Here is a 12,561-nt window from a genome sequence, read left to right as displayed (position 1 = left end):
AGGTCTTCACAATGCTTTCACCTCGTGGCGGCGCACGATCCACAGGAACACGGGCGCGCCGACCAGCGCCGTCATGATACCGACCTCAAGCTCGGCCGGGCGGGCCACCAGACGGCCCACGATGTCGGCCGATGTCAGCAACAATGCCCCGCACAACGCAGAGAGTGGTAACACCCAGCGATAATCGCTGCCCACGACCAGTCGACAGACATGCGGCACGACCAGGCCGACAAAGGCGATAGGGCCACAGATGGCGGTAATGCCGCCGCAGAGCAGAATCGCGCCCAGCGCTGCCATGCCGCGGACAAGTGCGACACGCTCCCCCAGGCCACTCGCCATGTCATCTCCCAGTGCCAACAGGTTCAGCTTGCGCGCCGCGAGCAGGGTGATCAGCATGCCGCTGAGGACGAAGGGCAGTGCCGGCGTGATCTGCTCGACACTTGCCCCGCTCACGCCCCCAATCAGCCAGGACTGCACCAGTCCGCCGATGTCCGTTCGTGGCAAGATCACGGCAGCACTCAGGGAACTGAGGGCTGCCGAGACTACCGCGCCGGACAGCGCCAACCGGAGGGGCGTTGCGCCACCGCGTCCGAGACTCGCGATGAGATAGACCGTGATGGCGCTCAGGCCCGCTCCCGAGACGGCCAACCAGAGATACTGATTGGCCTGATCGATGCCGAACCACGCGATGCCGATCACGACCGCCAGGGCAGCGCCGGCGTTGACGCCCAACAGGCCAGGATCTGCCAGCGGATTGCGAGTCAGGCCCTGCATGGTCGCGCCGGACAATCCCAGCGCGGCCCCCGCCAGTACCGCCAATCCGGTGCGTGGCAAGCGACTGGCGACCGCCGCTTCTGCCATCGAGTCGATGCTGCCGTCGAACAGGGAGCTGATATCACTCCAGTCGGTGATTCGGGCACCGAAGGCCACGGACAGCGCCATGCTCACGATCAATGCGAGGACCATCAACAGGGCGCCCAGCCAGCGGCGACGCCGTGAGGCTGACCCGGGCATGCGATCAGTCAGATTTCTTTGCGGCGACGGACAGCAGGTCAACATAGTCGTCGAGTACCCAGGGGATCGAGAGAGGCGTGGGATTGGCTGCAGTCCCCATGGGGCCATTTTCCAACAGGACGATGGCATCCTGCTGGATGGCAGGCAGGCGTGAGGTCAACAGGTGCGAATTGAGGCGGTCTATCAGCTTCTGGCCACCGTAGGTGAGCACGATGTCGACATCGGCGAGTTCATCCAGACGCTCTGCGCTGATCTCGCCGGCAAAGCGGCCGTCAGTAGCGGTATCGGCGACGAACGGCGGAGAGGTCAGTCCCAGCTCATGGAAGAAGCGCACCCGGGCATCATTGTCGTTGTAGAAGACGATGCGGCTGAGATTGGTCGGATCGATATGACTGATCACGATGATCGACTTGCCCTTGAGTTCAGGGTGGCTCGCGATATTCTCGGCCACCTGCGCTTCCAGCCGCTGGATCAAGGCATCCCCTTCAACAGCCATGCCCATGCCAGCACTGTCGAGGCGGATCATGTCGCGCCAGCTGGAAGACCAGCGCGGGCCGGGGCGTGCCACGACCGGGGCTATCTTGCTCAGGGTTTCGTAATCGGCCTCACTGAGGCCCGAGTAGGCGGCGAGAATGACATCCGGGTTGCTGGCCGCCACGGCCTCGAAATCGATGCCATCGCCTTCATCGAAGAGATTGGCAGAGTCGGCGCCCAGCGCTTCAAGCTGCGCCTTGACCCACGGCATCATGCCGTCACCGTCGTCATCACCGAATCGCTGGATCGGGAAGCCGACCGGGATGACGCCCAACGCCAGTGGCACTTCGTGGTTGGCCCACGCGACGGTCGCGATTCGCTCGGGCTTGTGCTCGATGACGGTAGTGCCGAAAGCATGCTTGATCTGCAGCGGATACTGCTGGGCTTGTGCTGCAGTCGAGACGGATGCTGGTGGCTGCATCTGATCTTGATCTTGAGCTTGTGTCTGAGCACCAGCATCAGAAGGAGAGGATGATGAGGAATCGTGTGCCTGTGTGGCGGGCACCAGACTTGCGGCCATGACGACCAGACCAATGGCGCAGGAGAGCTTCGTGAGTCGCATGCAAAAATCCTTTTCAAGCACTACAGATGAGTTGGCATGACAAGAGCGTCAGTGGTTCGCGGTGGGCCTGCGAGAGAGCGGCAGTGACCTAGAAGTCATAGGTCACGCTCATCAGGGCAGTGCGCGGCTCGCCGTAGAGGTACTGGCTATAGAAGCCCTGCTGAACGTAGTACTCCTCATCGAACAGGTTGCTGACGTTGAGCTGGGCACTGACGTGATCATTGAAGCGATAGCGCGCCATGGCATTGGCGAGGAAGACATCGCCCTGGCCGACTTTCTCGGTGCCGGTCGGTGTGGTGGCATCACGATAGGTATCCCCCTGCCAGGTGCCGCCAGCCCCCAATGTCAGGCGATCCCACTGGCCCGGTAGCTGCCAGGTGGCGTAGACCTTGGCCTGCTGACGCGGATAGCTGGTATTGAGCTGCGTGCCGTCTGAATCCTCGGCATCCACCAGGGCATAGCTGGCGGAGAGATTGACGCCCGGCGCGACTTCACCGGCCACTTCCAGCTCGAAGCCTTCGACCACGGCACCGTCAGATTCCGAGTAGGCCTGATCGGTGGTGCCTGCGACGTAGACGCCGGGAATCTCGACGGCCAGATTGTCCTGTTCACTGCGGAAGACGGCGAATGACACGTCAGCACGGTCATCGAACAGCGCGGCTTTGACACCCACTTCGACGCTGGTGCCTTCCAGCGGGTCCAGCAGTGCACCATCAGGCGAGCGCTCGCTCTGGGTGTTGAAGATCTGCGTGTAGCTGGTATACGCCGTGACGTTGTCGGTGATGTCGACGATCAAGCCGGCATACGGCGTGAATTCGTCGTTGTATTCGTAGCTGCGCTGGCCGCGATAATCCTGGTCGATATTCCAATCGGTCAGACGAGCGCCGATGATCAAATGCACCGGATCCGCCAGCGAGAAACGCGTCACTGCGTAGAAGGCGGACTGCTCCGTGCTGGTGTCATCCGTCAGGCCCCATTCGCCCCATTGTGGCTCTGCCAAGGCCGGATCATTGCGGTCCGTGAAGTTGCCCAGTGCGGGTACGCTGCCTGCAGGGGTACGGCTGTAGATCTCGTACTCTTCCTTGAGCTGCATGTAGCCAAAGCCCAGCTGATGCTCGCGCCCCAAGAATTCAAACGGCCCTTCAGCGCTGAGGTTCAGATTCTTCTGCGTGCGGTCACCGCGATAGTCGACCAGATAGGAGCTGGTCGATGACTGTCGGTTGCTGTCGTAGTAGAGAAGGCCATTCTCGCGATCGACATAGCCGCCACGGTAGTTGTAGGTCAGCCCGTAATTGGCGTCGCCGTAGCTATAGGCTGCCTTCGTTTGCCAGCCGTTGCTGAAATGATGTGTCAGATCAATGAAGCCGCGGGTGTTTTCCGTGAAGAAATTGGCCCACTCGGTGTTGTTGGCCACTGATTGATCAAAGTCGGTACGTGTCCCATCGGTGTAATAGAGGGGTACGCCCAGATAGGCGCCGTCCTGGTTGTAGCGCTGATATTCAACACCGATATTGAGCTCGGTATCCGGCGTCAGCTCGGCGGCAATCACGCCGTAAAGCGTTTCGCGATCATTCTCGACATCATCCATGAAGCTGTCGGAGCGATCCTTGGCAGCCACGAAGCGCACCCCTACCTTGCCTGCCTCATCCAGTGGTGTGCTGACATCCACCACACCCCGCCGCCGATCCCAGCTGCCGAAGGCGCCAGTCACGCTAGCCGCTGGCGCATCAAGGGGTTTCTTGCGCACGAAATTGACGGTGGCAGACGGATCGCCCACGCCTGTCATCAGGCCGGTGGCGCCCCGAACCACCTCGACACGGTCATAGATGGCGGTATCCCACTCCGCATCACCAAATGGCCAGAAGCCACTGGTGTTGCTCTGCTGTCCGTCGAATTGGAAATTGCGGATCGTGTAGCCCCGTGAGGAGAAACTGGTCCGCGTGCCATCCAGGCGAGTCGAGGACACCCCCGGCAATCGGTTGACGGCTTCCGTCGTACTGGTGATGGCTTCGTCGTCCATCTGCTGGCGCGTCAGAAAACTGATGGATTGCGGTGTCTCGCGAGGAGACAGCGTCAGGCCATTGGCACTGGTGCTTGAATCGACCTGGTAGCTCTCTGTCAGCTCGGTGGTGCTCGTCTGCGCTTCACCGATGATTGTCATCGGTGTCAATTGCGATGTCTCATCGGCCGTGGCCAGAACGGGATATGCAGCACCGGCAAGGGCAATGGCGATCGTCAGCCGCGACAGTGGCATGGGGGGTGTCTGTAACACGATGTCGTTCCCTTGAGGCTTTTATAAGAATGATTATTATTACCTTTGTGTTTTGGCATTTGTTTTGCGAAATGCCAGAAAAGCTTTGCGAAATGCCAAGCTTCTCCGAAAACGAGGAACTTTCTGCGGATCATGAGGCGATGGGGAAGATGGGCGTGCGTCTTCAGGTCTTTATCTGAGGAGGGTGTGAGGGCGTTGCGTAAATCGCGTTGCCGCGTTACGCAGAGCGAGCGGTGCGGTGAGTTGTGGTGATGACGAAAGTCTTATAGTTTGGATGTGCTTAATTAGAGTTAACAAAAATAACAGCCTGCATTCATTGCCTTGCCTCTGTGCTCATGTCATCGGAGCACCTCTCACTGTGGCTCACCAGAGTCGTCTCATCAGGAGGGCGCCTCAACGAGGCTTTCGATGCAAGGCGTGAAGGGCAGCACTCAGTAAGGACGCACGATGACAGATGTCGTAGAGCAAGATGTGGCTGAACAAGGGATAGTCGGAGCACAAGGAAAAGCGGCAAGCGCAACAGGCCGCGCGCCAGCGTCACGCTCTCGTCGTGGTTTTCTGGGCATGAGTGGGGCGGCGATTGCAGGAGCTGCACTGGGCCAGTTCTTGCCGGGTATTCCGAACGCTTTCGCAAAGGAAGCGCCTTCATCAACGGCAGTATTGGCCCCTTCGGCACAGGCTCCAGTGCGGCTGAATTACAATGAGAATGCGTTGGGCATGGCACCTGCCGCTCAGCGTGCCGCGACTGCCTCCATCGCGCATTCCAATCGGTACCCGTTCGCCCACATGGGCAAGTTGCAGTTACTGGTCGCGACGCACCACAAGGTCACCCCCGAGAGCGTGCTGTTCACGCCGGGTTCCTCCGATGCGATTCGTGCCAGTGTGCTGGCCCACGCGACACCGGACACTCAGCTGGTCATCCCGGAACTGACCTACGGTGATGGTGCGCTCTACGCCGGGTTCTACGATCTGGCGATCAACAAGGTGCCATCTTCACGTGAGGACTGGTCTTTCAAGATTTCCGATATGCAGCAGGCCGTGGCAGATCACGCCGGGCCGTCCATCGTCTATCTGGTCAACCCCAACAACCCGACCTCGACCATCATCTCCAGCGATGCGTTGTATGCGTGGGTCAACAACAGTCGCGCCGATACGCTATTCATCATCGATGAGGCCTATGCAGAATTCGTCAATGATCCCGCCTTCCGCTCCGCGGATAGCCTGGTATCGGGCGGCGCCAGGAATGTGCTGGTGCTCAAGACCTTCTCCAAGATTCATGCCATGGCCGGCCTGCGAGTGGGCTATGCCGTAGGTGATGCCGAGCGTCTGGAGAAGGTATCGCACTTCGTCGAAGACGACTCCATGACGTTGTCCTATCCTGGCGTGATGGCGGCTACCGCCTCGATGCAGTCGCCTGAGTTTCTGGTGCACAGCAAGCAGAGCAATGACGAGTCACGGGCCATTTTCACCGCAGCGCTGGATGAATTGGGCTGGGAGTATCTGCCGGGGCAGACCAATTTCGTCTTCCATCGCATTTCCACGCCCCTCAAGGAATTCCAGACGGCCATGAAGGAGCGTCATGTTCTGATCGGGCGTGCCTTCCCGCCGGCCGATGGCTGGTGTCGCATGTCGTTGGGCACCCCGGAAGAAATGCATTATGTGTCAGCAGTGTTGCGCGAGATGAAAGCGAAAGGCGTGGTATGACCAGCGCTTGACTGATCGTGTCGTGACCCGCAATGCTCGCCACACCTAACTGTCACGCTTGCCAGTCATTCTGATTCAGGCCATGTCCGTTGGACCCAAGAACGCCCGCATACGCGGGCGTTCTGCGTTGTGCCTACCAGCCCTTGAAGCGCTTTTTGCCATCAGGAGTGAAGACAGGATGTCACGGTCCATGCGGCAATCTGTCATCAGACAGCGTGTGCCAAGCGTTCTATGATGAATGCCAAGTACCATGTCTCACGTGGAAAAGGCTGAAAATAAAATGATTTTTTGCTAATGCTAGTGAGAGCGTCACGCCCCTGACCGTGATGTCATTGCGCAATGGCCATCCTCTGGCCGGGATACGTCGTTTGCCACCCAGAAACCTGCAGTCTTGAGGAGTCGCCCATGGAACTGGATCCGGTGATCCTGTCACGCATACAGTTCGGATTTGTCGTGTCATTTCATGCCGTATTCCCGGTGTTCACCATCGGGTTGGCATCCTATGTCGCTCTGCTGCATGGTCTGTATTACAAGACAGGCAATGCCGCATGGGATCGGCTTGCTGCCTTCTGGGTAAAGGTCTTTGCCGTGGTGTTCGGCATGGGCGTGGTGTCCGGCATCGTGATGGCGTTCCAGTTCGGCACCAACTGGAGCAACTTCAGCTATGCCACCTCCAACTTCATCGGGCCTATGCTCAGTTATGAAGTGGTGACCGCCTTCTTCCTGGAGGCTGGCTTCCTTGGCGTATTGCTGTTCGGGAGGGGCAAGGTGCCAGAGGGTGTCCACCTGTTCGCTGCCTTGATGGTGTCGCTGGGCACGTTCATCTCGTCTTTCTGGATTCTGGCGACCAACAGCTGGATGCAGACCCCGGCAGGCGTGGACTTTATCGATGGCCACTTTTTCGTGACGGATTGGGCGGCGGCCATCTTCAATGCCTCCTTCCCGTATCGCTTCACGCACATGGCGATAGCCTCATTCCTGACCGGTGGCTTCGTGGTGGCCGGGGTGAGTGCCTGGTATCTACTGATCGGGCGTGATGTGGAAGCCAACAAGCGAGCACTGTCGATGTGCATGTGGCTGTTGCTGGTGCTGGCACCGACTCAGGCCTTCGTCGGTGACATGCATGGCATCAACACGCTGGAGCACCAGCCGACCAAGGTGGCGGCGATGGAGGGCAACTGGGAGACACAGTCCGGTGCGCCGCTGTTGCTGTTCGCCTGGCCGGACAAGGACGCCCAGGAGAATCTGATCGAGATCGGCATTCCCAAGCTGGCCAGCCTGATTCTCACCCATGATATCGACGGGGTAGTCCCCGGCCTCAAGGAGGTACCACCGGAAGAACAGCCGCCAGTGTGGTTCGTGTTCTGGTCGTTCCGCGTGATGGTCGCGATGGGGCTGCTGATGATCGCGGTGGTGGTCACGGGGCTGTTCATGCGTCGCGGGGGCAAGCTCTATCGTTCGCGCCCCTTCCTGCAGACTCTGCGACTGATGTCGATCGCACCGTTCTTTGCGGTGCTGGCAGGCTGGTTCGTCACCGAGTCAGGACGTGCACCGTGGCTGGTCTACGGAATGATGACCCAGGCCGAGGCCGTCACACCGTCACTCACCGGATGGATGGTGCTGACCACGCTGATCGGTTACTTCCTAGTCTATCTGGTGGTGTTCCTGGTCGGCAGCTACTACCTGACCCGCGTGATCCGAGGCGGCATGCTGCCTGAGCTGCCACACGATGAAGTGGAAACCCCGATGCGCCCGTTGTCTGCCGCACACGAGCGTCTTGATGGTGATGCCAGCCGCACGGTAAGGAGTTGAGCACATGGAACTGATCAATCTGACCATGATCTGGGCGCTGATCATCGGCTTCGGCGTCATGATGTACATTCTGATGGATGGCTTCGATCTCGGGGTCGGCATCCTCTATCCCTTTGCTCCCGATGAGCATGCCCGCGATGTGATGATGAACTCGGTCGCCCCCATCTGGGATGGCAACGAGACCTGGCTGGTCCTGGGCGGTGCCGGCTTGCTGGCCGCGTTTCCGGCGGTGTATTCCATTCTGCTGCCGGCGCTGTATCTGGGAGTCTTCCTGATGCTGGCGGGGCTGATCTTCCGCGGAATCGCCTTTGAATTCCGCTTCAAGTCCTCACGCAATCGTCATTGGTGGAACATCGCCTTCAGTGGTGGCTCCTTCGTGGCGACCTTCTGCCAGGGGGTGGTGGTCGGTGCCTATATCCAGGGCTTCGCGGTGGAAGGGCATGTCTATGTCGGCGGGCCTTTCGATTGGCTTTCCCCCTTCACCGTCATTACCGGGCTGGCGCTGGTCGCAGGGTATGCGTTGCTGGGCGCGACCTGGACCATCATGAAGAGTGAGGGCGCCGTGCAGGACTGGGCATACGCCATCGCGCCCAAGCTGTTGATCGGCGTGCTGGTCGGTTTTGGCATCATCAGCGTCTATACCCCCTTCGTGGACGAGTATGTGCGTGAGCGCTGGTTCGACCATATCGGCATGTTCTGGATCTTCCCGGCATTGGCACTGGGCTGTGCCGCACTGATCTGGCGGGCACTGCGCAAGCGCCTGGAAGGCCAGCCCTTCGTCGCCACCCTGGGGATGTTCCTGTTCACCTATCTGGGCCTGATCTTCAGCAAATGGCCGTATCTGGTGCCGCCGGATATCACCATCTGGGACGCGGCATCAGACCCGGGCTCGCAGCTGTTCCTGCTGCTGGGCGTGTTGTTCGTGATTCCCATCGTGCTGGGCTACACCGCCTGGAGTTACTGGGTCTTCCGCGGAAAGGTGCAGGCCGTTGGCTATCACTGACATGACGGACGGGGCATCTTGCGGTGCCCCGCACCATGTCACTGCCCCTGAGGGTGAGAAGGGCAGTGACAAGGACAGCAGCGACAAGGCCAGACGCAGAGCGGCTGGCAAGTGGCTTACCCAACAGGCGACGCGCGAGCGTCGCCTGTTGGGTATGGCGGCACTGTGCGGCGCCTTGGCTGGCCTGGCGACGGTCGCGCAACTGGTCCTGCTGGCCTGGCTGATCACCCAGGTGATCGAGCAGCCTGAGGCGTTGGCTCGCCTGTGGTGGCCGTTTGCGGGGCTGATCGCGCTGCTGGCGGTGCGCGCCATGCTGGGTGCCGCGCAGGAGCTCTGTGCACAGAAGGCCAGCCAGCGTCTGCGTCAGCGGGTGCGGCGTGATGTGCTGGATCACCTGCAGGCATTGGGCCCGGTGCGGGCGGCGCAGTTTCATAGTGCCGATGTGGCGCAGCGCTGGGTCGAACAGGTCGAGGCGCTGGAAGGTTATTTCGCGCGCTTCTACGTGCAGCTTCGGCTGGTACTGATCAGCCCGCTGGTGATTCTGGCCATCGTGGTCAGTCAGGACTGGCTGGCGGCGATTCTGCTGGCATTGACGGCACCATTGATCCCGCTGTTCATGGCACTGGTCGGCATGGGCGCCGAGTCACTCAATCGCGAGCAGTTTCTGGCGGTCTCGCGCCTGTCGCGTCATTTCGTCGATCGCGTACGCGGCATCACCACGCTACGGCTGTTCGGTCTGGGGGAGCAGGCCACGCATGAAGTCACTCTGGTGGCGGATGATTATCGCCGCCGCAGTCTGCGTACGTTGCGACTCGCCTTTCTGTCTTCGGCGGTGCTGGAGTTCTTCTCGTCGGTATCGATCGCGGTGGTCGCGATCTACATCGGCTTCGGCCTGTTGGGTGACATACCCTTCGGGCCCGCCCAGTCGCTGACATTGTTCAGCGGACTGCTGATCCTGCTGCTGGCACCGGAGTTCTTCCAGCCGCTGCGTACGCTGTCGCAGCATTATCATGATCGCGCGTCGGCGTTGGCCGCTGCGGACTCTCTGCTGGAGCTGCTGGAGACACCGGTTGACGCGGCGCGCCTGTCGTCTCTCGCGGGGCTTGATGAATCAGCGCGACAAGGCGATGTGCTGTTACAACTTGAGGCTGTCACGCTGGGGCATCCCGGGCGGGGCAGGGTGCTCGGGCCGTTGGACCTCACGCTGAGCGCCCATGAGGTGCTGGTCATCCAGGGGCCTTCCGGGGCGGGCAAGTCATCGCTGTTACAGCTGATGGCCGGGTTCGTGGCGCCGGATGCGGGCCGGTGCCTGCGCCGGGACGCGATGCGCATTGCCTGGATGGATCAACGCCCGCTGCTGATGCAGGGCAGCCTGGCCGATAACCTGCGCATCACCGCCCCCGAGGCCAGTGATGGCGATATCGCGCAGGCGCTGACGCGCGCCGGCCTTGCCGAGGTGCTGGCCGCCTTGCCGCAGGGCATCGACAGCCCGTTGGGCGAAGGCGGGCGCGGGCTGTCCGGCGGCCAGGCCCAGCGTCTGGCACTGGCGCGGGTCTTCTTGAGCGATGCACCGCTGGTGTTGCTGGATGAGCCGACCGCGAGTCTGGATGCCGAGACAGAGCAACGTCTGATCGCCGGTTTCCAGGCATTGGTCGCGCAGGGCCGCACCTTGGTCATCGCCACTCACCATCCCGCCCTGATGGCCATGGCGACGCGCCAGCTGCGCCTGACGAAAGCCGGTGTCGTGGTCGCCAGTGATGGCCATCATTCCTCCGGGGAGGAGGCATCATGAACCCGCGCATGTCCTCGGCTTCACCCTCGACCCGTGAGGCATTCGCCGTGCTGGCCCCCTGGTGGCGGGTGCATGAGCGCTACCGCCGTCGATTGCTGCTGGGCGTAGTGCTGATGGCGCTGACGGCGCTATCGGCGTTGGGTCTGCTGGCTGTGTCGGGCTGGTTCATCACCGCATCGGCCTTGACGGGCGCGGCACTCGCGGCGGGAGCCGTCGCCGTGCTGGATGTCTATACGCCGGGCAGCGCGATTCGTCTGTTTGCGGTGTCGCGCACCGTCGCGCGCTATCTGGAGCGCCTCTACAACCACGACACCATCCTGCGCCTGCTGGCCAGTCTGCGTGGCAGTGCCTTTGCCTCGCTGGTCAGCATGGACCCCGCACGCCTGGCGTCGCGACGTTCCAGCGATTGGCTCAATCGTCTGACCGCGGATATCGACACGCTCGATGCGCTCTACCTGCGTCTGGCGGCGCCGCCCGTGATGGCGTTGTCGTTGATCGTGGCGCTGCTCGTCGTCACATGGGTCTGGCTGCCCGGGGCGACGCTCTGGCTGGCATTGTTGCTGCTGACCGGCTGGGCATGGCTGACGCTTGGGCAGGCGCGCTGGGGATTGGTGGCCAGTCGTCGGCGCGTGACCACGCTTGAGGACTTGCGCTCCAGTCTGATGGAGGCACTGCGCGGGCATGCCGAGCTTGAGGCATACACGGCACTGGGTCATGTGCGTGAGCAGCTGGAGACCGTGGAGGCGCGTCTGCTGGCAGATCAATGGCGATTGGCCATCATCAGTGCCGTCGGCAACGCGCTGGCCGTGCTGGTGATCGGGCTTGCCTGGCTGCTGTTGCTGGCAGTGGGCATCCTGGCCTTGCGCGATGGACAGCTCACCCCGGCCACGATGGTGATGCTGCCCCTGGCAGCGATGGCTTTGGGAGAAGGGCTGGCAGGCTTGCCGGCCGCCTTCACTCAGGCCGGTGCGACGCTGGGAGCGGCAGAGCGTCTCAATGACATCGAGCATGCTGCGGGTGCGTCGCGGGGGCAGGCTCATCTGTCACCGGGGCCGATTGCGGTCACGCTCGAGACGGTCAATTTTCGCTACCCAGATGCCTTGTTCGATGCCCTCTCGGATATCTCCCTGGCGATCGAAGCCGGCGAACAGGTCGCGATCTGCGGTGCCTCCGGTTCAGGCAAGTCGACACTGGCGGCATTGCTGACTGGCCAGACAAGCCTTGAATCACGTCAACGACAGAGCGGGCCTCATGAACAGCAGCACGGCCGTGTGTTGCTCAATGGACAGGAGGTTCAGCAGTTTGCCCCATCGGTAATTGCCTATGGCGTCGGGTGTCTCACCCAGCAAGTCGATCTGTTCGATGCGAGTCTCGCGGACAACCTGCGCCTTGGCGCGGCAGAGGCAGATGATGCCGCGCTATGGCGGGTACTGGCAGCGGTGGATCTCGCGGATTGGGTGACAGGCTTGCCGCAAGGGCTGGCAACGCGTGTCGGGGAGGGGGGGCGCCAAGTCTCCGGCGGTCAGGCCCGGCGTATCAGTCTGGCGCGCCTGGCACTGACTGATCCGGGCCTCGTGCTGCTGGATGAGCCATTTTCCGGGCTGGATGCCACGACGGCGCAACGCGTCGCGCGGGGGTTGGCTGACTGGCTGGCGGGGCGCACGGTGATCTATCTTCTGCATGAGCATGACCTGGCTGCGCCGCGTCCGGGGGCCGAAGGCGTGACCCAGGTGTGGTGGTTGGATCGCTGAGCGGCAATCACTATTCAATGACGTCAGGCACAAACGGAAAAGGCCTCCCGGGCATGGTGTCCGGGAGGCCTTTGGGTATCATGCTATCGGGTCATGCAGCTGGCGTGACGGAATGCG

8 protein-coding genes are annotated in these 12,561 nt (G+C 61.4%); 5 read left to right on the top strand and 3 right to left on the bottom strand.

Going from position 1 to position 12,561, the window contains the following annotated elements:
- Positions 1-6 precede the first annotated feature (6 nt).
- From GQR90_RS09715 to GQR90_RS09705, 3 genes are all read right to left on the bottom strand, one after another.
- Positions 7-1,014 carry a FecCD family ABC transporter permease gene (locus GQR90_RS09715; RefSeq protein WP_158773934.1) on the bottom strand — a complete coding sequence of 336 codons (1,008 nt, stop codon included), beginning with the start codon at positions 1,012-1,014 and terminating at the stop codon, positions 7-9.
- A gap of 4 nt (positions 1,015-1,018) precedes the next feature.
- Positions 1,019-2,110 carry an iron-siderophore ABC transporter substrate-binding protein gene (locus GQR90_RS09710; protein ID WP_233266204.1) on the bottom strand — a complete coding sequence of 364 codons (1,092 nt, stop codon included), beginning with the start codon at positions 2,108-2,110 and terminating at the stop codon, positions 1,019-1,021.
- Between the two features lie 88 nt (positions 2,111-2,198).
- A complete protein-coding gene (locus GQR90_RS09705) occupies positions 2,199-4,382 on the bottom strand; it encodes a TonB-dependent siderophore receptor (RefSeq protein WP_233266202.1) in 2,184 nt (727 codons plus the stop codon).
- Positions 4,383-4,829: 447 nt separating this feature from the next.
- Here GQR90_RS09705 and GQR90_RS09700 point away from each other — a divergent pair, with 447 nt between their 5' ends.
- From GQR90_RS09700 to cydC, 5 genes are all read left to right on the top strand, one after another.
- On the top strand, positions 4,830-6,086 hold the full coding sequence (locus GQR90_RS09700) for a pyridoxal phosphate-dependent aminotransferase (RefSeq protein ID WP_158773933.1): 1,257 nt from the start codon (positions 4,830-4,832) through the stop codon (positions 6,084-6,086).
- Between the two features lie 405 nt (positions 6,087-6,491).
- The gene (locus tag GQR90_RS09695) at positions 6,492-7,898 is read left to right on the top strand and encodes a cytochrome ubiquinol oxidase subunit I (RefSeq protein ID WP_158773932.1); all 1,407 of its coding nucleotides are present in this window, start codon (positions 6,492-6,494) and stop codon (positions 7,896-7,898) included.
- A 4-nt stretch (positions 7,899-7,902) separates the two neighbouring features.
- Complete coding sequence (cydB, locus tag GQR90_RS09690; RefSeq protein WP_158773931.1) at positions 7,903-8,901, top strand: cytochrome d ubiquinol oxidase subunit II; 999 nt, start codon at positions 7,903-7,905, stop codon at positions 8,899-8,901.
- A complete protein-coding gene (cydD, locus tag GQR90_RS09685) occupies positions 8,888-10,693 on the top strand; it encodes a thiol reductant ABC exporter subunit CydD (protein WP_233266200.1) in 1,806 nt (601 codons plus the stop codon). The genes cydB and cydD overlap by 14 nt, the downstream gene beginning before the upstream one ends.
- The gene (gene cydC / locus GQR90_RS09680) at positions 10,690-12,444 is read left to right on the top strand and encodes a thiol reductant ABC exporter subunit CydC (RefSeq protein WP_233266198.1); all 1,755 of its coding nucleotides are present in this window, start codon (positions 10,690-10,692) and stop codon (positions 12,442-12,444) included. The genes cydD and cydC overlap by 4 nt, the downstream gene beginning before the upstream one ends.
- Positions 12,445-12,561: the final 117 nt, after the last annotated feature.

The sequence above is a fragment of the Cobetia sp. L2A1 genome (genome assembly GCF_009796845.1).
Lineage (GTDB): Bacteria > Pseudomonadota > Gammaproteobacteria > Pseudomonadales > Halomonadaceae > Cobetia.
The sequence above is the reverse complement of the archived record's forward strand: the minus strand, read 5'-3'. Positions and strand labels throughout refer to the sequence as shown.